21 protein-coding genes are annotated in these 21,035 nt (G+C 50.3%); 10 read left to right on the plus strand and 11 right to left on the minus strand.

Translation table 11 applies throughout. The features are described from left to right. Positions 1 to 91 precede the first annotated feature (91 nt). Positions 92 to 1,183 (plus strand): hypothetical protein, encoded by a 1,092-nt coding sequence (locus tag AAX04_RS02475; RefSeq protein WP_066793482.1) that lies wholly within the window; start codon positions 92 to 94, stop codon positions 1,181 to 1,183. Here AAX04_RS02475 and AAX04_RS02480 read toward each other — a convergent pair. Both AAX04_RS02480 and AAX04_RS02485 read right to left on the minus strand, forming a co-directional pair. Beyond that, positions 1,160 to 1,879: an ABC transporter permease gene (locus AAX04_RS02480; protein ID WP_238377770.1), complete on the minus strand. Its 720-nt coding sequence runs from the start codon at positions 1,877 to 1,879 to the stop codon at positions 1,160 to 1,162. The two genes, AAX04_RS02475 and AAX04_RS02480, sit on opposite strands and share 24 nt — an antisense overlap. Continuing rightward, positions 1,866 to 2,720: an ABC transporter ATP-binding protein gene (locus AAX04_RS02485; protein WP_066793484.1), complete on the minus strand. Its 855-nt coding sequence runs from the start codon at positions 2,718 to 2,720 to the stop codon at positions 1,866 to 1,868. The genes AAX04_RS02480 and AAX04_RS02485 overlap by 14 nt, the downstream gene beginning before the upstream one ends. 90 nt (positions 2,721 to 2,810) lie before the next feature. Here AAX04_RS02485 and AAX04_RS02490 point away from each other — a divergent pair, with 90 nt between their 5' ends. Beyond that, the gene (locus AAX04_RS02490; RefSeq protein ID WP_084761154.1) at positions 2,811 to 4,628 is read left to right on the plus strand and encodes a chloride channel protein; all 1,818 of its coding nucleotides are present in this window, start codon (positions 2,811 to 2,813) and stop codon (positions 4,626 to 4,628) included. A gap of 273 nt (positions 4,629 to 4,901) precedes the next feature. Here AAX04_RS02490 and AAX04_RS02495 read toward each other — a convergent pair whose 3' ends face one another. The 4 genes from AAX04_RS02495 to AAX04_RS02505 all read right to left on the minus strand — a co-directional run bounded on the left by AAX04_RS02495 (position 4,902) and on the right by AAX04_RS02505 (position 8,557). Then, the gene (locus AAX04_RS02495; protein WP_162270102.1) at positions 4,902 to 5,315 is read right to left on the minus strand and encodes a hypothetical protein; all 414 of its coding nucleotides are present in this window, start codon (positions 5,313 to 5,315) and stop codon (positions 4,902 to 4,904) included. Then, positions 5,293 to 5,433 (minus strand): hypothetical protein, encoded by a 141-nt coding sequence (locus AAX04_RS11820; protein ID WP_156519660.1) that lies wholly within the window; start codon positions 5,431 to 5,433, stop codon positions 5,293 to 5,295. Before AAX04_RS11820 ends, AAX04_RS02495 begins: the two co-directional genes overlap by 23 nt. 143 nt (positions 5,434 to 5,576) lie before the next feature. Continuing rightward, complete coding sequence (locus AAX04_RS02500; protein ID WP_066793488.1) at positions 5,577 to 7,070, minus strand: hypothetical protein; 1,494 nt, start codon at positions 7,068 to 7,070, stop codon at positions 5,577 to 5,579. Next, a complete protein-coding gene (locus AAX04_RS02505; protein WP_066793490.1) occupies positions 7,067 to 8,557 on the minus strand; it encodes a hypothetical protein in 1,491 nt (496 codons plus the stop codon). Before AAX04_RS02505 ends, AAX04_RS02500 begins: the two co-directional genes overlap by 4 nt. Before the next feature lie 504 nt (positions 8,558 to 9,061). Here AAX04_RS02505 and gatE point away from each other — a divergent pair. Next, entirely contained in the window at positions 9,062 to 10,927 is a 1,866-nt protein-coding gene (gene gatE, locus AAX04_RS02510) for a Glu-tRNA(Gln) amidotransferase subunit GatE (protein ID WP_066793492.1), read from the plus strand. A 160-nt stretch (positions 10,928 to 11,087) separates the two neighbouring features. Beyond that, the gene (locus tag AAX04_RS02515; RefSeq protein ID WP_066793495.1) at positions 11,088 to 12,437 is read left to right on the plus strand and encodes a TldD/PmbA family protein; all 1,350 of its coding nucleotides are present in this window, start codon (positions 11,088 to 11,090) and stop codon (positions 12,435 to 12,437) included. 43 nt (positions 12,438 to 12,480) lie between these two features. Here AAX04_RS02515 and AAX04_RS02520 read toward each other — a convergent pair whose 3' ends face one another. Both AAX04_RS02520 and AAX04_RS02525 read right to left on the minus strand, forming a co-directional pair. After that, a complete protein-coding gene (locus AAX04_RS02520; protein ID WP_156519661.1) occupies positions 12,481 to 12,717 on the minus strand; it encodes a hypothetical protein in 237 nt (78 codons plus the stop codon). Beyond that, entirely contained in the window at positions 12,674 to 13,198 is a 525-nt protein-coding gene (locus AAX04_RS02525; protein WP_066793500.1) for an HIT domain-containing protein, read from the minus strand. Before AAX04_RS02525 ends, AAX04_RS02520 begins: the two co-directional genes overlap by 44 nt. A gap of 79 nt (positions 13,199 to 13,277) precedes the next feature. Here AAX04_RS02525 and AAX04_RS02530 point away from each other — a divergent pair, with 79 nt between their 5' ends. Both AAX04_RS02530 and AAX04_RS02535 read left to right on the plus strand, forming a co-directional pair. Next, a complete protein-coding gene (locus tag AAX04_RS02530; RefSeq protein ID WP_066793502.1) occupies positions 13,278 to 14,387 on the plus strand; it encodes a DNA topoisomerase IV subunit A in 1,110 nt (369 codons plus the stop codon). 45 nt (positions 14,388 to 14,432) lie between these two features. Beyond that, positions 14,433 to 15,257 carry a metallophosphoesterase family protein gene (locus tag AAX04_RS02535; RefSeq protein WP_066793504.1) on the plus strand — a complete coding sequence of 275 codons (825 nt, stop codon included), beginning with the start codon at positions 14,433 to 14,435 and terminating at the stop codon, positions 15,255 to 15,257. A gap of 5 nt (positions 15,258 to 15,262) precedes the next feature. Here the strand turns inward: AAX04_RS02535 and AAX04_RS02540 are convergent, their stop codons facing one another. Both AAX04_RS02540 and AAX04_RS02545 read right to left on the minus strand, forming a co-directional pair. Continuing rightward, the gene (locus AAX04_RS02540) at positions 15,263 to 16,093 is read right to left on the minus strand and encodes a proteasome assembly chaperone family protein (protein WP_202904412.1); all 831 of its coding nucleotides are present in this window, start codon (positions 16,091 to 16,093) and stop codon (positions 15,263 to 15,265) included. A 32-nt stretch (positions 16,094 to 16,125) separates the two neighbouring features. Continuing rightward, on the minus strand, positions 16,126 to 17,265 hold the full coding sequence (locus AAX04_RS02545) for a hypothetical protein (RefSeq protein ID WP_066793505.1): 1,140 nt from the start codon (positions 17,263 to 17,265) through the stop codon (positions 16,126 to 16,128). A 49-nt stretch (positions 17,266 to 17,314) separates the two neighbouring features. On the opposite strand from AAX04_RS02545, the gene AAX04_RS02550 reads away from it, so the two are divergent. Both AAX04_RS02550 and AAX04_RS02555 read left to right on the plus strand, forming a co-directional pair. Further along, a complete protein-coding gene (locus tag AAX04_RS02550; RefSeq protein ID WP_066793507.1) occupies positions 17,315 to 17,494 on the plus strand; it encodes a hypothetical protein in 180 nt (59 codons plus the stop codon). A 63-nt stretch (positions 17,495 to 17,557) separates the two neighbouring features. Beyond that, complete coding sequence (locus AAX04_RS02555; RefSeq protein ID WP_066793509.1) at positions 17,558 to 18,277, plus strand: purine-nucleoside phosphorylase; 720 nt, start codon at positions 17,558 to 17,560, stop codon at positions 18,275 to 18,277. Here the strand turns inward: AAX04_RS02555 and AAX04_RS02560 are convergent. Continuing rightward, entirely contained in the window at positions 18,266 to 19,579 is a 1,314-nt protein-coding gene (locus tag AAX04_RS02560; protein ID WP_066793511.1) for an APC family permease, read from the minus strand. The genes AAX04_RS02555 and AAX04_RS02560 overlap by 12 nt on opposite strands. A 105-nt stretch (positions 19,580 to 19,684) precedes the next feature. Here AAX04_RS02560 and AAX04_RS02565 point away from each other — a divergent pair, with 105 nt between their 5' ends. Further along, positions 19,685 to 20,332, plus strand: a complete 648-nt coding sequence (locus tag AAX04_RS02565) for an IS607 family transposase (RefSeq protein ID WP_084761152.1) — start codon at positions 19,685 to 19,687, stop codon at positions 20,330 to 20,332. Next, positions 20,325 to 21,008, plus strand: coding sequence for a hypothetical protein (locus tag AAX04_RS02570; protein ID WP_066793514.1), 684 nt, complete (start codon positions 20,325 to 20,327; stop codon positions 21,006 to 21,008). The genes AAX04_RS02565 and AAX04_RS02570 overlap by 8 nt, the downstream gene beginning before the upstream one ends. Positions 21,009 to 21,035 lie beyond the last annotated feature (27 nt).

Raw genomic sequence — 21,035 nt, forward strand, 5'->3', positions numbered from 1 at the left:
GGTTCCCAGCCTCTGCGGGTCTTGGAAACCCAGGGTAACCAGTGAGAGTGATAGAGACGGGTTTATAAGTCTAACTGGGGGATATCTCTCTGTGAGTTATGTAACTCTTAGGCTTCCGTTTAATATCAATGGTGATATGGCTAGGGAGTTGCTATCGACTGCTTGGTGGTTTAAGATAGCTACGCATAGAGTGTTAGGTGTAGCTAGGCAACAGCAGATCCTGCCCGCTACTAAGATTGGTTGGGTGAATGTGTTTAGGAGCATTGCCTACGAAATTATTCCGAATCGTAGGTATGCTGACGGTGCCGTGACCCTCGTAATGAGCATCTACGAGTCTTGCAGGGCGTTGGGCATTGACTTTAGGAGCGTTGAGCTGTCTGACTGGCTCATGTTCCAGCAGAGTGAGCTTGAGTACCCAGCGAAGAGTATCACCTTGAGGCCGGGCTATGAGTTCCACATCACCACGGTCAGGTATGATGGGTTGATTAGTAGGGTTGTTGTTAGGCCAACCGTGCCGGAGAATTACAAGGGGTTGCTCGATGCAGTCCTCACTAGGCATGTTAAGTACATGGGTAGGGTTATGATTAGGGACTACGGTGTCAGGGACAATCAATTGTGGATTCGTGGTGAGGTTCATATGACAGTACCGCTGGACATCTACTACGAGCACATGGCTAGGCATAAGCGAAATAATGGTAAGCTCATTGGTGGCGTTGACGTTAACACCGATAGGATTAATTTGGCAATTATCGACAGTATTGGTAGGCTAATAGACCACAAAACATTCTGGTTCAGTGAAACAACGGCACGTGGCTTCCTCAAGCATAGGGCTTGGAGTATTATTGGTATGAGGATTCACGAGTTGCTAGAGTATGCTTATAACCATGGTGTTAAGACCTTGTTCCTAGAGAACCCGGAGATTCTTGGCAGGCTGAAGCTAATGTGGGTTTGGAATGGTGGTAGAAATCATGAGAATTATAACTATAAAGTCATGATCTTCAGAAGCACGATCATCGAGAAGATAGCATTGAAGGCACCACTATATAGCATAGAGACTAAATACGTGAACCCAAGGGGAACAACAAACTCTAAAGAACACGACGAATTAATGAGGAAGTACAGGCTAGACAAACACACAGCATCAGCATACCTAACAGCCCTAAAAGGACTCACCCACCAATGAACATGAGCAACCGCAAATAATAATGAAAACAGAAACAGCCCTAATAAGCTCCATTGGGTTAAGAACCAGTGAGCCGTGTATGGCGAGGGCCATGTAGGTTGTTGGTAGGGCAAGGCTGACTAACCTAATGGCCTGGGGTAGTATGGTTATTGGGTAGTAGACTGGGGCCAGCAGTAGTAGTGGCCAGGGTATTACCTGGCTAACCTGGTTGGTAATCCTGTAGTTCCTAACCCCAATACCCAGTGCATAGCCGAGGAGTGATGAGGAGAGCGCAATCACTAAGGCGGTCGCCAGAGTAGTCATTATCTGCGCCACGCCATAACGCACCCCAAGTATCGCCATGGATAGTAGCAGGAGCGATGCGATGGATGGTAGCGTTAATAGTAGGGTCTGGGTTATGTAACCCAGCGCAATGTCCCAATGGTCAGCCCCGTTTGAGAAGAGCACCGTGTATATTGTTGAACCACGCCTAATGTAGGCCATGTCCTGGGCAGTGCCTATGAAGGGTATTAGGAAGCTTGTGTTAACCACCGTACCCACCATGAAGTATTGGAGGTATTGGGGATTCCCCACTATCCTGAGTAGGGTTAGCCATAGTACTGGGAATATTAGCGTGAAGCCAACCCCAGCGTATACCCAGCTCCTGCTGCTGAGCAATATGTACTTTGATATGACCATAGCCCTACTCAGCCTCATGGGGATCACCAAAGACCTTGATGAACACGTCCTCGAGTGATGGCTCCTTAACCTCAAACCTAACCCTCCTCCTAACCAAATCATCAATTATACCAATGGCCTCATCCCAACCAACCCTAAACACCTCACCTGTATCGTCAACCCTAACCTCAACCCAGGGTAGCACCTTCCTTAATTGGCTAGGTGAACCATCCATGATAATCCTCCTGTTCATCAGGTAAACCCTATCACTCAGTTCCTCAACTTCGTAAATGTAGTGGGTTGTTAAGATGACGGCGGATCCCTCATCCCTAGCCGCCCTAATGACGTTCCATATGCTCCTCCTATTCTGGGCATCAATGCCGATCGTCGGCTCATCCAGTATTATAAGCCTGGGCCTGCAGGCTATAGCCGAAGCCACCAGCACCAGCCTCTTCATGCCACCCGACAACTCATCAATCAACTTACCCCCATACTCCCTTAACCCAACCGCCTCAAGGGCTTCATCAACGCAGCCCTTAACCATGCCCCTTGGCACACCCCTCAACCTAACAAGCATCTCCACATGCTCATGAACCTTTAGTAGGTTGAATGGGGTTGCTTCCTGGGGTACGACACCCATAATCCCCCTCCCCTTAGCCTCCTTCGGGCTAAGCCCCATTACGGTGACTACGCCACTGTCTGGCCTTAACTCACCGTAGATTTGCCTGAGCAGTGTTGTTTTACCGGCCCCATTGGGCCCTAGGATTGAAACCACCTCACCCTCATGGGCGCTTATGCTGATGCATTCATTAGCGGTTAAGCTGCCGAAGCGCTTCCAGAGGCACTCAGCCTTAACTATCGCATTTTCAGAGTTCACCATCAGTTAAAACTGATACTGAAGCATTTTTAAATTTTACTACCCATTAGGTAAGCTTTAAAAGCATATTGGCAATAGACCACCGTGAACATTATGAACAATGATGAAGAGCCCAATACCTTAACCAATCTAAAGACGCCTAGGGTGTGGGGAGTTGCCTGGACCTCTAATTACTACGTTAAGTGGTTCATACTGGGCATTGTAATAGGCATTGTCGCTGGGGTGTCGGCATTGGCCTTCTACTTCACGTTGAAGCTCATGGAGCACCTCTTCCTAGGCCTAATCGTCGGTGCGTCAGTCCCTGAACCAGTTGGCGAGGGGGGTTCGTTATCAAGTGGATTTAGGGCTGTCAGGTACTGGCTAATACCAGTATCAACAACCCTCGGAGGATTATTATCAGGCCTCATAGTCTACACCTGGGCCCCTGAGGCCGAGGGGCATGGTACCGACGCAGCAATAAACGCCTACCATAGGCTGCAGGGCAGGATAAGGAGAAGAATACCCCCGATAAAACTCGTGGCCTCCGCAATAACCATAGGGTCTGGGGGTAGTGCAGGTAGGGAGGGGCCTACGGCTCAGCTTAGCGCCGGTATTGGCTCAGCCATAGCTGACCTCCTTAGGTTATCGCCTGATGATAGGAGGAGGTCGGTGGCCGTTGGTATTGGGGCTGGCATTGGCTCAATATTCAAGGCACCTATTGGTGGCGCAATATTAGCCGCTGAGGTGCTTTACATGAGGGATATTGAAGCTGAGGTCCTCTTCCCAGCCCTAGTGGCATCGGCAGTGGGTTACTCCATATTCGGCTCGGTAGTAGGCTTCACCCCAATATTCGGCTACTACACGGGCATATTTAACCCAGCAAGGCTACCCCTCTACGCCGTCCTCGGCGTGATTGATGGTTTATTCGCCGTGCTGTACGTCAAAACCTTCTATGCAATCCACGATGCATTCAAGAGGTGGCGCATCAGCAACTACGCAAAGCCTGTGGTGGGTGGTTTACTGGCTGGCGTAATAGGCTTAATGGCCCCTGAGGTGCTTGGTACTAGTTACGGTTGGGTTAACCTAGCTGAGTTTGAGAGGTTAAGCCTATTCACATCACCTATGCTCCCACTCATTGCACTACTGGTGGCTTTACCGTTCTTGAAGGTCCTAGCCACCTCATTCACAATAGGGTCAGGGGGCAGTGGTGGGGTATTCGCCCCAGGCATAGTCATAGGGGCCTTGGTAGGCCTTGACGTGGGGTTGCTCTTCCACTACCTACTCCCATCACTGGTACCTGATGTGGCCCCCTTCGTAATAGTGAGCATGCTTGCCCTATTCGGAGCCGCTGCTAAGGCGCCACTGGCGGTCATGTTCATGGTCGTGGAGATGACTGGCAGTTACCAGTTGTTACCCGCTGCAATGATTGCCGTAGCCATAGCCTACTTAATCTCCGGGGGCAACACGATTTATAGGGCTCAGGTACCCACTAGGAGGGATTCACCAGCCCACGTGGGTGAGTATGATGTGCCGGTGCTCATGGAGATTAGGGTTAGTGACTGCGAGGTGAGGAGGGGGCCAGTTGTTAGGGTTGACTATGACGTTAACGGCGCAATTAACGTGATGCTCCAGCACCGCTACACGTCACTACCAGTCGTGAACCACAACGGCGAGCTGGTGGGCGTAGTGCACTTAACGGATATACTGGGTAAGAGGGGGGTAGTGGGCATGTACGTTAAGGCTACAGGTGGCTACGTGAGGCTCGACTCAACGCTTTACGACGCCTGGGAGGTGATGAGCCGTGAGGGCACGACCTGGGTACCCGTGGTGGAGGATGGGAGGCTCATCGGAATATTGACGATGGAATCCATGAGGAGGGCGTACGATTTAAAGATCCGCTCAATTAAACTAAGCATCAACCAACACGCTTAATTAATAATTACTTAAGAGTTTTACCTGTGAATTTAACAAGTATTACGACTATAAGGTTCTTACCCTGGGTCTTGGTTATTACCCTTATTATATTATTATAGTATTGATGGCTTTCGTGAGCATCGTATGATTTAGGTTTGAGGGACTCCTCATTTAATAAAGGCAAAATACACTCAATGAACCCTCACGTGAGGCAACAAAAGGCGATACTTAATCGTTCTGACCCCTCCCCGCCCTAAAGGGCAAGAAGAGCGAGGTTTGTCGCTTGCTCTATCAGGGAGGGGTTACTCCCCTCCTTTCCCGCTTACCAAGCTCATCCCTGAAGCACCACACACCCTCAAGGGGGTCGAGTATCACTATGCGCATTTTGCTGATTAGGGCGTCGTTCAGTAGCATGAACCCACCCCTGGTTACGTAGGCATAAGCCTTCACCGGGCCCTCAACCCTATCCTCAGTTACAATATATACGTCGAGGGGTGTTGTTAACCTTGGTAGGAGGACCCTACTCCCATCAGCCAACACCCTCTCAGCCAAAACTACACTGGGTGTTTCACCCAGTAAATCCCCTGCAAGCGCCTGCGGAAGCACAACCTCAGGCTCCCTCCCTGCAAAGCCGCTGTTAGCTATCCCCAGGCCCTCCATGCATCTCCCACTGTAGCATACCTTAATCCTCAGTCTCAGTACCATACTTAGACGCCTCCTCGGGGGGTAGGATGGTTGGTATGAGCAATTCCACGTCATCCATGAACTCCGGGGGTATGATGGTTAAAATTTCCTCACCGCTCATACGACTTACTAGGTACATGTAATGATTATATCATTAATAAACCTTACTTCTTTGTAGTTTAATCCTACTGCTTGGTGTTGATTTCCCGGTAACCAGCGATACCGTGGATTGAGCATCGTGATGAGGCTGATAGTTACCGTGACTTTCAAGAACTGCTTGGCTTAGTGCTGCTCTTTGCTCGGGTTGCTGCTTAATTTAACCCATAGGTCCATTGCGTAACCAGGCTGTAATGACCCTCTCACCAACCTGAAGGTCCTCTCACCGCTCTTCAGCCTCTCCGGGACTAGGAGTACAGCTCTCTCGCCGTACCGCCTGGTGAAGTTATATATGAAGTCTTGGAGGAAGGTTACGTAGGCGACGTTTACCCCAGAGTCGACTAGTGCAGAAACCACGTTCTCGGCCACCACCGATGCCTCAATGGGGTTTGTTGATGAGAAGCTCTCATCCATTAGCACGAAGTCACCCCTCCTCAGGAAGTTGGCGAAGCCCCTAAACCTCTTAACCTCCTCCTCAAACTTCCCATAGGATAGTGCCCTATCCTCCCCCCTAAGGAAGTGCGTATAGACAGCGCCGGGTGTCGGTATTGTGAATGATTCAGCGGGGACGAATATGCCGGCCCTAGCTAGCAGTAGGGCTTGGCCAATAGCCTTGAGAAACGTCGTCTTCCCACCCCTATTCGCACCCGTAATTAGTATTGCGAATGAGTCACTAGCATTGATACTCAGGGTGGAGGGTATTGGCTTACTGGACGTTGAGGTGGCTAGGGATAGGCAGTGCAGATCCTTGAAGGCAAACACACCTGGGTTAACCTCCGGGTATGTTTGAGGGAGGCCAATCCTCGCAAAGAAGTCGCTCATGTTTATGACACCAACGTAAAATGAGAGCTGCCTCATTAAATCCTCAAAGAACTTCATCATGCTGTTGAAGGACCTCAGCAGTACAGTGGCCGACCTATGAAGGACCCACTTCTTTATATCATAGATTATTCGCGGACCAGCCTCATCCCTTGGGTCCAACTTATAGGTGTACTCCTTACCAAGGCTTAGTATCCTTGATAAGAATGAGTCACCCTCCCTGGGCACCAGTAGGACCGGGTCCTTGAGGTAGTTACTGCTCCCTATCTTCACCGAGAAGGTTATGTTCTCCCTGCTGGTGTCAAATATACTGGCTACACCCCTGGCTGAGGATATGAATTGATCATTTATGTTCGCCGTGAATGATGATACGAACCCCCTAAAGGCTGTTGATGAGAAGCTGGGTGATGACTTAAGTAGTGTTAGCATCTCCTCAAGCCCATCCAGCAGTATCCTTATCCCCCTTGAAGTCTCCCTTGCAACGGCAGGCGGGTCATCGGTCCTCAGTAGGAGTATGAATACATCTCTCTTAACCCTCTCAATAGTATCCCTAGCTATCGAGTACATCTTAATGATGACATCCCTATTAGCTAACGCATCCCTAACAGCCTCCTGCCTATACCTCATCACATCCTCTGAGGAATCCCTGAGCAGCAGCATGTTAGACCACGTCTCGGAGATAAGCTTATCCCCGTTTGAGGCGACTGCTATTATCTTATCCAACTCCAAGTCTACCCTTAAGTCATCTGCTATTGAAATCTTGGATGAATCCCCCATCCTCAGTAGGTCGAATTGAATCACTTAACCACCCTCCTTAAGTCGTCATAGAGCAGCTGGTGCTTTGCAGCAATCCTAACCGCCATGTATTCCTTTGGCGGAGGCCCTGGGATTATCCTGTAGGACGGCTTCTCGGGGTCCTCCGGAGAGGGCATGGCAACTAGGCTTATGGTGAACTCCAGTGACGCCACCTTGGGGATGAAGGTTATGAAGAGGCAGTACGACCTCCTATTACTTAATTCACTGAGGAATAGCTTAGATAGTTGAAAACCCTCATCTGACGTCGTAGTGGAGAATAGTTCATTAGCTATCACAAGCGTGGTGTCGTTGGCCCTCTTAATTATGTTCAACGCCCTGACCACGTCATGCTCAAGCCTACTTAAGCTTTCCCTCGGATCCTCCTCAGTGGGGAAGGCTGTCATTATTGATGTGAAGAATGGTAACCTAGCCTCAACAGCCGGGACGGGTAACCCCAATGTGGATAAGTAGGCCAATTGTCCGAGGGAAATGGCAAACGTGGTCTTACCCCCGCTATTCATACCAGTTATCACGAAGATCCTCCTAGCCCCGTCGGTGTCTATATCATTGCTTACAACAGCCTTACCAGCTTTCACCAGTAGTAGATTGTAGAAGCCCTTTACGTGCATTGATCCATCCCTCGTGAAGGATGGTATTGAGAATGTGTATCCTCTCTCCATAATCCTCCTCATGTACCTTAGGTAAGTTAGGTAGAACTCCACCTCCCTAGCGAAGCTCCTCACCCCCTCGTCAATCACCGTGGGGAAATCCTCCATAAACCTCCTAAGTGTCTCATACTCCTCCCTGTAGAAGCGGAAGGCCCCCTCGAGTATTGCGGCGTGTATGTGTGTCATGTCTCCCGTTGACTTAATCCACTTAACCTCCTCACCATTGCCATCCTTGAATATTGAGAATGTGCGTTCAACTAAGGCTGTTAAGTCCTCTCCATCGCCATTATACTTAGATACCTTTACGCCGTCTTCCACGAACCTCACCTTAATGATAATCCTATCCCTGGCCTCCTTAGCCTCACGGGCCCTCTCCTTCATTGAGCGGAAGTATGGGCTGTTAATCACCTGTTCGAGGTAGTTTAGGAATTGCTTAAGCCCCTCGGACCTAGGCCCAATGGCCCTTAGCCCATTGTAAAACGACTCCACGGCATCAATGTATGTTAAGGCCGCGTCCAGATGCAGCCCAACCTTATGCTGATCATAAGCCTCCTCCTTCAGTTGAATTAACCTCTCGCTCTCCCTAATCCTCTCAACAAACCCCTCCACCATCTTGTAAACGTCATTTGTCATTAAATCCTGGAAGACCATTAACCTAAACACTGCAGTCTCCTCCCTACTTAACGGCTCTAGGTAAAGCTCCCTCAGGAACTCATCCCTATTCCTACCCAGGATATCGTCAACAAGCTCCAGTATCCTAAGATCCTTTGCAACATCATCACCCACCATACTTCCCCTCTCACCCAGTATACTCCTATACTCCATTAACTCACCTAATAGGCACCTTGAGAAATCAAGATTTTTAACACCTTCTCTCTTTCCTTAAGTGTTAAGTAATGAGGAATACTTTATAGGTTTCAAGGACATTAACCCTAATGATACTAAGTTATTGGTTGCATGAAGTTTAGGCGGATGATAATCAAGACCCCCAAGGTGGAAACCTCGCCTTCCTGAGACGGGGAGGGGGTCATACCACTTAGTGATGTAACCTAAGCGAACCTGAGTGGGCTGTTTCGGTTTTCATAATCATTTGTAGTGCTTATTAAATTTATAACCCATCCCAACACCCTTAACCGTACCCCTGGGTTTCCGAGACCAGTAGTGGCTGGGAACCCTAGGTAACTAGTGGGGAGTCGCTGCGGTGAGGGGGCCCAGGGAGACCCGCCGAGAAGGAGACGGCAGGAAAACCACTGAAACCCGCCGCCTCCGGAGAGACGGTCTGGGGTTTTGTGGTGTTAAGGTTAAAATATTGCCCGCTGAGCCGCCACTGTGCCTAAGCTTGACTACGGGGCCTTGGGGCTTAAGGTTGGATTGGAGATACATGTCCAGTTAGACACGGGTAGGAAACTCTTCTGCCACTGTAGGCCCGAGTTAAAGAACACTGAACCCGACTTCAGGATTGTTAGAAGGCTTAGGCCGGCCATGAGTGAGTTAAGCGCCATTGACCCAGCTGCCCTTTGGGAGTTCAGGAAGATGAAGACTATAATGTACGAGGGCTACAATGACGTAACCTGCCTGGTGGAGCTTGATGAGGAGCCGCCACACGAGCCTGATGAAGAATCCCTCCTCCTAGCCCTAGCCATCTCAAAGGCCTTCAACGCTAAGATCTTCGATGAAATATACGTGATGAGGAAGGTGGTTATTGATGGTTCGAATGTATCAGGCTTCCAGAGAACAATGGTTGTTGCGCATGACGGCTTAGCGGTCTTCCCCAATTACAAGGTCCCCATCTGGACCATATCCCTTGAGGAGGATGCCGCCAGGAAGGTTAAGGAGAGGGGTGACCTGGTGGTTTATAGGCTTGACAGGCTTGGCATACCACTCATAGAGGTCTCCACGGGCCCCATGGAATATCCACCTGCCTCAATAGCTGAGGTTGCCTGGCTAATAGGGAGGACGATTATGAACACTAGGCGCACCAAGAGGGGGCTTGGCTCCATTAGGCAGGACTTAAACATTTCAATAGCCAAGGGGGCTAAGACTGAGGTTAAGGGTGTGCCTGAGTTATCCCTAATACCGAAGGTCATTGAGCTTGAGGTCCTTAGGCAGGTGAATCTACTTAAAATCAGGGATGAGTTGATCAACAGAGGGTTATCAAAGGATCAATACACCCCAGACCTGGTGGACGTAACAGAGGTGTTCTCGTCAACTAAGTCGAACATTGTGAGGAAGACCCTTGAGGCAGGTGGTGTCGTGGCTGCACTTAAGACACCTGGGTTGAGGGGTTTACTGGGGTTTGAGCTCCAGCCAGGTAGGAGGTTTGGCAGTGAGCTTGCTGATAGGGTTAGGGCCTGGACAAGGCTGGGTGGCTTAATACATAGTGATGAATTACCCGGCTATGGGATAAGTGGGGAGGAGGTTAGCAAGGTGGCTGGTAGGCTGGGCACGGACTCATTCATACTGCTAATGGGTCCACCTGGTGTTGAGCTCCAGGAGGCGGCTAAGGTGATTGTGAATAGGGTTAGGGAGGCCTTTGACGGTGTGCCTGAGGAGACTAGGGCCGCTAGGGAGGATGGGACAACATACTTCATGAGGCCTAGGCCTGGGGCGGCTAGGATGTACCCTGAGACTGACCTTAGGCCAATCAGGGTTACCATAGAGCTCCTGGCTAAGGCTGATATGTACGTACCAGAGCCTATTGATAGGCAGATTGAGCGCTACGCATCAATGGGCATGAGCAGGGAGTTGGCTAGGCAACTGGCCGTGTCAGAGTACTCCCTAGAGGCGGAGGAGTTAATGAGGAAGTACAAGGGGAGGGTTAACCCAACCCTAATAGCCTCAATCTTCGTGAACACCATCAAGGGGCTGGGCAGGGGTGTTGAGCAGGTTGACGTGGTTAAGGCAGTGGATGAGTTACTCGCCCTATACGCCGATGGTAAGATAACCAGGGAGGCTATTCAAGACGTGCTCCAGGTCTACGTTGAGGAGGATGGGAGGAGGGGCTTGGTGGAGATAATTAATGAGAAAAGTTTGTGGAGGATGCAGTACAGTGAAGTATTGTCGCTGGTGAAGTCCATGATTGACAACGGCGTTAAGGATAGGAACAAACTAATGTCAAGTGTAATGAGGAGCCACAGGGGTAGGGTTGACTCAGGGGACCTAGGTAGAGCAATAGATGAGCTACTGGGCAAGTAAACCGCGCACCCGATGATTAGCCACTTCTCCCTTCACCAATGTACTATTTATCAGGCGCCACTGGAGATTCAGCGTATGCAACCTTCACTGGGTTTACGGCAATTGCTCTAGTGGGTTTGCATGAGCGGTATGCTTTAAAGCTTAATTGCGGGTACGGCCTATGGATGCTGAATCCATAGTTAAACTGGCCATGGGCATGGGTTTTGATGAGACTGTGGCCGTGGTTAGGGTGAGCAGATGGAGGATGCTAAGGTTCGCTAACAATGAACCCACAGTGTTCAATCATTGGACTGATGAATGGGCATCAGTCTACTTAACCAAGGGTAGGAGGACTTACACCTTCTCAACATCAAACCTAGGCGAGGGGGTGATTAAGGCTAAGCTTAACGAGGCCCAGTCACTCATAGGTGGGTTAAGTGAGGACCCAGACTACGTCCCCATAACCCACCAGGGACCTGTGGCAACGTGGGACTCCTACGACCCTAGGGTTGAGGGTGCTGAGGATAAGGTCGTGGACCTGGTTAAGGAGGCAATTGACGCAAGCACGTCGGAGGGTTCCGTTAGGAATGCGGGCGCATTCACCTACGGCGTTGGTGAGGTGAGCTACAGCGACCACACTGGCCTAAACCTGAGGTGGAGGGGGACATTCTTCAACCTGGCCATTAGGGCCTTCCACAATGACCCTGAGTTATCCTCAATGGAGGCCTTAACCGGTAGGAGGCTAAGCGACATAGACGCCAGGGGCCTTGGGTCCAGGGTAGGCTTAATGCTATCCATAGCCGTTAAGCTGCCTAAGACCAGCGTTGAGGGTAGGTTCAGGGTCCTGATGGGGCCCCTGGTGGCTGGGCACCTGTACGCAATAATAGCCAACAGCTGGATGAATGCCTACAACGTGCTCCACAACCTATCCCCATTAACAGCCAAGGACATTAACAGCAAGTTGGCCTCAGAGGGCTTAACGCTAGTGGACCTATCCTCAGACCCATCCAGGGTTGGGTCTGAGCCTGTTGACTTCGAGGGTAACCAGTCAAGCAACGTAACCCTGGTTGAGAGGGGGGTGCTTAAGTCATTCATAACCAACAATAGGACTGCCAGCAAGCTTGGCGTCAAGTCAACCGGTAACGCTGCCTACGGCTGGTTAACACCCTCAATAAGACACCTATACATTGAGCCAGGTTCACTTAAGGATGACCCACAGTCAATGTTCAGCGAGCTGGGTAGCGGGGTATTTGTTCAGAATAACTGGTACACCAGGTTCCAAAACATTAGGGAGGGCTTATTCTCAACGGTGTGCCGTGACGTGGTATTGCTTATTGAGGGTGGTGAACCCAGGTACGTGCTTAAGGGTGTGAGGATCAGTGACAGGTTCAACACACTCCTGGGTAACTACATCAACTCCACTAACAGGCCCATTCAGGCTTACTGGTGGGATATGCACGTCCCCTCAACAGTCCCCTACGTCCTAGTGGACAAGGTCAACATAACCAGGTCCTTCGAAGCGCAGCAGTAGGGCTACCCTATAAATAATCATGAATAATAAAATAGCTACTCTACTACTCTACCTGGGCCCAACCCACTATCAGTAGTCCGTCAATGTTGCTTACTGTTACCTGAACCATGGTAAAGCCCATCGCCTTAACGTTGCCCTTCGACTCAAGCTCCCTGCTGATCTCGGCTACAGCGTTGTTAACCCTCCTCAGGAATTCGTCTAGGTTTAAGCCGGCCCCCATGGAGACCGGCCCAACATTAACCCTCATTGGTATGAACCTCTGGGCCGTGACTATCATCACCCATGCACCTCGCTATTAACCTGCTCAACTCGGGCATTAAACCTTTAATATCGCCTATAACCTTGTCCAGGCTGTAATCAACCGGTATGTTACTGGTGTCCCCACTCCACCTGGGCACTATGTGGAAGTGCACGTGTTCCTCATAACCAGCCCCAGCAACCCTACCTATGTTCACGCCTATGTTGAAGTCCATCGGCCTAAGTAATTCTGCTAACGCGCACACTGATGCCTTAATTAAGACTGCGCACTCCATGAGCTCCTCATCAGTTAGATCAATTAGCCCAGGCACATGCCTCTTTGGGGCTATTAACATGTGCCCCCTGTTGTAGGGGTACTTGTTCATCAGGGCTATGCAGTACCTCCCCCTATAGACGACCAGCTCCTCATCACTGTTAACCGCCCTGCACATGAAGCACCCAAGCTCCCTATTGTTAATAGCCCCAGTTATGTAGCTCATCCTCCACGGCGTGTAGAGGGCCATTGGTTACAGTGGCCTTGGGTGAATTTAAGCATTAGGTTAGCGATTGGTTTAATAACAGTAGCCCTAATAGGGGCTTGGTATGAGTAGGAGTAGGGATGAGGTTCTTAAGATTCTCACGGATTGGGGCAGGTCACTCGTTGACGATGTGCTTAAGGATGAGGAGCCTGTTATGCACATACCCACAAGGACACTAACCAACATTATTTGGGATGAGAAGAGGAAGATACTGCTCCTCGGGCCTAAGACAATCGAGAGGAGGTTCCTAGACCTAAACGAGGCTAAGCGCTTCATGCAAACCACCCTGATGCTGAGGCTTATTGTCCAGTCGATTAGGGAGGGTGTCTACCCAACCATAAGGGACCTTTACTACAACGGCAAACACACCATGGAGTTGAATGAACCTAAGCTGGGTAAGGGGTTCAGGGAGAACACTTGGGATGAACAGGCGGAGTCGAACTCAGTGATAGAGGACATTGAGGTGGCCACAGGGGTGCTTAGGGAGGAGATGGGGGTTTCGGCTGATGTTAAGGGTAAGGTGGTTGGGCCGATAGTTGTTAGGTCGAGGGGCTTTGAGATAGATGCAACCAAGATGGGTGACACTGCCCTAAGCCTACCGCCAAACCCAGATGACCTGGAGATAGTTAAGCTTGACGCCAAGTACGTGCTTGTGGTGGAGAAGGATGCCATATTCCAGAGGCTTAACAGGGAGGGCTTCTGGAACAGTGAAAAGTGTCTACTCGTGACGGCTAAGGGTATGCCGGATAGGGCAACCAGGAGGTTCGTTAGGAGGCTGAGTGAGGAGTATGGGTTACCCGTCTACGTGTTCACGGACGGCGACCCCTACGGGTGGTACATATACAGCGTGTACAGGAGTGGTTCAATAAAGTTGAGTTACGAGAATGAGAGGTTGGCTACGCCTGAGGCTAAGTTCATAGGCGTCACGGCTAGTGACATAAGCAAGTACAAGATCAGCGACAACTACGTTATAAAGGCCACGGATAGGGACGTTAAGAGGGCCCAGGAGTTGAAGAAGTACCCCTGGTTCCAGAGCCGTGAGTGGAAGCATGAAATAGACCTATTCCTCAAGACCAAGAAGAAGGTTGAGATAGAGGCACTATCAACCCATGGGTTGAAGTTCCTCCACGAGTACCTACTTGACAAGATACACCACGACAAGTGGATTGAGTAGCAGCCAACCCAGTAAGGTTAATATTGATTCACCAGAGCCCCAACCGTGGATAAAAGGGGAATAGGTGCGGTTGTTAACGGCAACAAGTGGCTCATCCTAGCCGACACCCACGTTGGGTTAGAGTTTGAGTTGCAGGAGAGGGGGGTTAGGGTGCCTGTGCAAACCAGCAGGATAATCAACAACATTGTCTCCTGGGCCGAGGAGGAGGGGGCCACTGGGGTTGCAATACTGGGTGACGTTAAGCATGAGCTACCTTACCCCTTTGAATCCCTCAACGAGGTTAAGGCGTTCATAGAGGCCTTAGCCAAGAACTTCGAGGAGGTCGTCCTGATAGCCGGCAACCATGATGGTGGGTTGGAGCAGGTTGTTGGCAAGGTTGGGTTAAGCAATGTGAAGCTTTATGACTCAAGGGGCCTCGTAGTTAACATTAACGGTAGAAGCACCCTGATGATGCACGGTAACTCTAAGCCAAACCCAGAGGACTTGAGGGTGGTTGACATGGTAGTTATGGGGCATACCCACCCAGCCATAGTTATCGAGGATGAGCACGGCTTCGTCACCAAGAGACCAGCCATACTTAAGATAAGGGTTGATAAGGGGGAGTTCAGCGAGAGGTTGTTCGGTGAGAGGGTTGGTGAGGGGGAGTTAACCATGGTTATACTGCCCACAGCCAACCACCTAACCGTGGGTGTTGACGTTGCCTCAACGCTGACCGAGGCCTTCGAGGCGCCGAGGACAATACTTAGGTATGTCGAGCCCTGGAGGATTCTGGATAAGGTTGAGGTCTACTTAACAGACTTAACTTACCTGGGCACCCTAGACGTTATAAGGAGGATCAGCGCCGAGAGAGCTGACTTTGACTCCATGTGACTTATTTATAGCACCAACGGCGTTGTGCCCTTACCCTCCTCCGCGGCAATGCCCCTAGCCCACTCCTCAATACTCTTCTCAACTAGGAATGAGTACTTTGAGGCGTGCTCCTCAAGCTTATCAGTCTTAATATCCACGTTTATGAGTTTCGAGACTGCCTTAATCAGCTTAATGGCGGCGGATACATCAGGGCCGAATTTACCAATGGTCTGGTTCAGTATGTAAGTTACATCCCTGTAGGACGATAACCTACCGCTCTTAACTAGGTTATTAATCGAGGTTAGTAGCTTGGATTCAGCCAGCAACAGCACCCCACTCATAGTGCCTCTGGACAATACGGCATCTATGAACTCAGCCTCAACCCCAACAACAATAGTCTCCTTAAGCGGCGTGAAGCCGAGACTCGTTAGACTGTTGACTGTTAACTCATCAGTGACGAAGTAAACATTGTCACTCTCACTGGGGCCCAGCGAGGACATTGTTGATAGGCAAACCGCCCTGGATACACCGTTTTCCTCCGCCCAGGAAATAACCTTATCTATGAACTCCCTGTATATCGGTATTGGTATTGGTATGTGCTGCCTAACCACTATTAACCCAGTCTCCTGTGAGTAAAACAGCCTGTAGGGTAGCTTAGCAACGCCGTCGATAACCGTAACCGCCGGCTCAACTCCCCTAATCCTAATGGCCCCTATCTCATTCATCTTAAGGGAGTCTATGAGGTACTCCGTGGCCACCACGGAGGCTAGGCTTGGCTCGGGGCAGGCTAGCAGTATTAGGTTCCTCGGATCCTTAGGCACTGAGCGTATCTTAACCTCAAGCCTCACGTTATCCATGCCCGTTAAACCTAGGCAAGGTTTATAAGGTTTTACGTCAACCTGTATTCACTAACATTAATGCCAACCCTTAAGCCCTGGGTCAGGTCAAAGACCCTTAATGCGTAGTCCGCCTCATAGGCATCACCACCCCACCTAAGCACCATATCCCTCACACGCCCCCTATCCATCGCCACCAGTCGCCCATTGACGCCGTTGTATATGGTGAAGGGGGGTACGTCAACCGCCACCAGCCCGTATACATGGGCCCCAGGCCCAATGGCCTTACCACCCATTATACTTGTGTTTATCCCTGTCTTAACCCAGTCACCTATGATTGGGCCCAGTTTAACCATACCCGTGTCAACGCCCATGAACCTCACGCTACCCATGGTGTTCTTCAAGTTGGACACCGTCGTACCTGCACCGAAGTTAACCCACTTACCCACGTAGGAATCCCCCAGGTAGCCGTAATGCTCCTTAAGGGTGCAGCAGTCCAGTATCGAATTCTTAACCTCACCAGACAGCCTAACGTTCATGTAGGCCACAGTGCCCTGCCTAACGTATGTGAATGGTGATATGGCCGTGTTGAGCCCTATTAAGGCTGGCCCCCTAATGTAAATTGGAGCATCGAGGGTGCTTCCAACCACCATCACCGGGCCATCATTTGTGTTCAGCTTGACGTCACTGGAGACCTTGGAGTTGACTAGGGCTATGTTACCATTAATGCCTAACATGCCCATTAGCATGCTTATCGTCTCCCCTAAAAGCCCTGTGTTATGCCTAATAATGTCCCAGGGCCCCTTAAGCACACCTATGTTGCAGTCCTCCACAATGGCACCACCATTAACCTTAACCAGCTGAACACTGCCACAGGCCACGGACTCGTTATTGCTTATGTGCCTAATGACGGCCCTTACGTTTGAGGTGTAGGGAACTATGCATGGGTTAACCTCCGCATCGGCACTACCTGAATAATCAATGTTAACCTTAACCCCCAGTTCACTGATCAATAGCCTATTCCTACGCACGTGAATAGGCTCAACACCCAGCACCACCGTGACCTCGCCCAGTAGCCTAATGGCCCAATGCTCAACAACCCTAAGGCCGCCTATAATCATATATTGGGGTGGGGTTGTGTAGGATATGGGCTCCATGCGTGAGCCACAGGGTAGCGATAACAATAACCTCATCGGTGTTACTTAGGTTAAAGCTTATTAAGCATTAGGGATTAACCTGCCAATGGCAGCCATACCCAGGACGCTTGTCATAGGTAGGTGCCGTAGGTGTGGAGCTAAGTTAAGGATGTACGATGACTACTACATGTGTCCACGATGCGGCTCACTGTTCTGCATCATATGTGGTGAGAAGAAGCTCAGAGGCAGGTGCCCATTTGATGGAAGTCAACTGATTAAGAAGTAAATCATTCTTCAAGAAGCCGCTTAATCTATAAAAACATAAGTAACCCTAAACTCACCGGCAGCAATGCCGATACACCTCAAGGTTAGTAAGGGCGATGTGACAGAGAGGGTTGTGGTGGTTGGCGACCCTGCTAGGGCTAGGCAATTGGCTAATATGCTTAATGATGCTAGACTGGTTAATGAGAATAGGGGTTTCCTAACCTACACGGGCACCTACAATGGGGTTAAGGTGACCATTGCCACACACGGCATTGGGGCACCCTCAGCGGCCATAGTCATAGAGGAGTTGATCAGTTCAGGGGCTAGGGTAATCATTAGGCTGGGCACCGCTGCGGCATTAAGCAGTTCAATAGGGCTTGGGGACGTTATAATACCCAGTGGCGCAGGTTACAACACAGGGGGTATATACTCGCAGTACCTTGGTGGAAACGTAGCCTACCCAGCCGTGCCGAGCCACGACTTACTCCTAAGCCTAATAAGGGGCTTCACGGAGTCTGGCCTTAGGTTCCTCGTTGGGCCAGTTTACAGTAGTGATGCCTTCTATGCGGAGGAGGATTTGCCAAGGATAATGGGTTCGAGGGGTGTGCTTGGCGTTGAGATGGAGTGTGCCATACTATTCCTCCTAGGCCTAATCAGGGGGGTTAGGACTGGGGCTGTGCTTGTGGTTACCAATAACCTCACTGAGGGTAGGTTCGGTAGGTTCCTAACGGCTGAGGAGCTGGAGCCCATAATGAACAGGGTTGGCGCCGCCGTGCTTAAGGTCATTAGTGGGTTACCTACCTAACCTGCGCATGGAGTACAGTACAACACCCACGATTAACCATACCGCAACCGGCACAGTGTACTGGGGCTTAAAGATGAAAATGAGGGCTAGTGCCACCGCCAGCACCGGTAGGCCTATGATGGTTAATACAGGTACCTTAACACCACGTAGCACTATTGCTGGTGTGGTGAATCCACCGGCTCCATTAAGGGCCTTAAACTTGGCTAATGCAATAACGGTGAGCATGTACGTAATCAGCGAGGCAATGCCATATGAACCGGCTATTAACTCAACGTCATTCGTTAGCACGAATAGGGATGCCACCATTGATGAAACCACAATGGATATGTAGGGTGTCCTAAACCTACGGTGTACAGCCGATAAGCCCCTAGGCAATAAATCATCATCACTCATCTTGTATATGCTCCTAGAGAAGTCCACTATGCCAGCATTAACACTAATCAACATGACCAGAGCTACCGATAGCGATATGTACATGCTGACTAGGCCATGACCAAAGAGGCCCAGTGCCAATGCACCCAGTGGGTCACTTAGGTGGCCAGCCATGTATTGAACCAGCCCGGAGTACGTGGCTAACATGGATAAGGCTAAGGCCACAGCCGTTGACAGGGCACATATGGCTATTATTGACTTAGGCACACTAAGCCGCGGCATCCTAGCCTCCCCGGCTGATTGAGCGATCACATCAATCCCTATGTAACCCCTCAACGCGTAGGTTAACCCAACCATGGGTAGCGCCACATTGAGTGATGTAGTTAAGTGATGTGGAATGTGAGTTAAAGCATATGCCCCTAGGGATATTAAGGTTGCTATTCCAGCTAGGTCAACGATGACTAAGGCTAGGTTAAACCTCGCTGAGGGTTTGATGCCGATTATGTTGAGGAACATTAACGTGTAGATCACCGCCAACGATGTAATCAAGTTGTAGGGCCACACATGGAGCACATCTACCAGCACCCCCAAGTAGCCGACGAAGCTCACGGCGCCGTAGGCTATCATTATTATCTGGTCTAGGTTAAGCAGCCAACCGGCCATGAAACCGAGCCCATCACCCAGCCCACGTCTAACGTAGTAATAAGCCCCACCGGCCTCAGGTATTGAGCTACCCAGTTCGGCGTAGGTTAACCCAACCAGCCAAAGTGGGACTGAGCCAAGCAGCATAACCATGGGTAAGGCTGACCCTGAGTAGAGCGCTATTACACCCATGGAGAAGTAGTACGTTGATGATACGTCAGAGTACCCTAGGGCAAACAGCTCAATGAACCCAAGGGCCCTCCTGAGCGCAATACGCCTACTATCCATCAAATCCCACATGACTCACCCCCTTTAAATACCTGGATGCGGGCTGTTTCGTTGTTGGTGTTTGGTGGTTAGGTTTATAAGCTCTGGTTTTGTTTATTATTATTGGTGTCGGCGTCTTCGGAGAGGTTGTTGAGGCCTAGGGAGGTTTGTCAAAGGCTTGGTGTTAGTTACTCTACCCTTGCTAGGTGGGTTAGGGAGGGGAGGATTAGGGTTGTTAGGACTGCTGGCGGTAAGTATAGGGTTCCCGAGAGTGAGGTTAGGAGGATTGCCGAGGGAGTGCCCATTAGCAGGGAGGTTAGGGCAGTCATATATGCCCGTGTAAGCTCCCCAGACCAGAGGGGTGACTTGGAGAGGCAGGTACAGTACTTGACGCAGTACTGCTCCTCTAGAGGTTACAGGGTTATTGATGTGTTGAGCGATGTTGCGAGTGGTTTGAAGACTGAGAGGCGAGGTTTATCGAAGCTCTTTAATTATGTTGTTAATAGGCAGGTGGATGTGGTCGTGGTGGCGTATAGGGATAGATTGACAAGGTTCGGTTTTGAATATTTGGAATACTTCTTCAGGCAGTATGGTGTTGCAATCGAGGCTGTATTTGGTGAGGAGCCTAAGGATTCCCACCGGGAGCTTGTGGAGGACTTGATAGAGGTTGTGACCTCCTTCGCTGGGAAGCTTTATGGGTTGAGGAGCCACAGGAAAAAGGAGTTTGTTGAGGGATTTAAGAAATTGCTGAAGGAGGTTGGGAAGTATGAGTGAGGTTACTAGGACTGTTGTTGTTAGGTCTGTGCCACTGCCTAGGAGGTTGTTTAGGGTTTTCGTGGAGCTTGAGGGTGTGTACAAGAGCATGGTTGGGCGATTAGTCGCATACGCTGTGGAGAATGGGGTAACGAGCTTCGTGAGGCTGAGGGCTTTGAAGTATTTGGAACTAAGGTCTTCGTATCCGCAGTTACCATCACACTACGCCTACACCGCATGCCAGGATGCAGCAACGAGGGCTAAGAGCTTCCTTAAACTCAGGAGGAGGGGCTTGGCTAGGGGGAATTACCCAGAGGTTAGGAGGATCTCCATTTGGCTTGACGATCACTTGTGGAGGATGAGCGGATTGACAGGCATTGAGGTGGCGACGCATGTTGGGTGTGTTAGGGTTGAGTTGGAGCCGCATAAGCAGTACTGGAGGTACGTGAATAGTGGCTGGAAGTTAGCATCGGAGGCTAAGTTAAGGCTTGATAGGAGGGGTAGGCGGTTGATTTTCTACTTAACGTTCAGGAGGAGCGTTGAGGCTTATGAACCAAGGGACCTCATACCCGTTGATGTTAATGAGAACCACGTAGCCGTAATGATAGACCAGGATGTTTACCTCCTGGAGACTAGTTTCAAGGACATTACCCTAGGCTACTACTATAGGAGTGCCCCGTTCCCCGCATCCCAGTGACCCTAATCACTACTCATCTTTGTCGGG

Origin of the sequence: Caldivirga sp. MU80 (genome assembly GCF_001663375.1) — an archaeon.
Taxonomy (GTDB): Archaea; Thermoproteota; Thermoprotei; order Thermoproteales; family Thermocladiaceae; genus Caldivirga.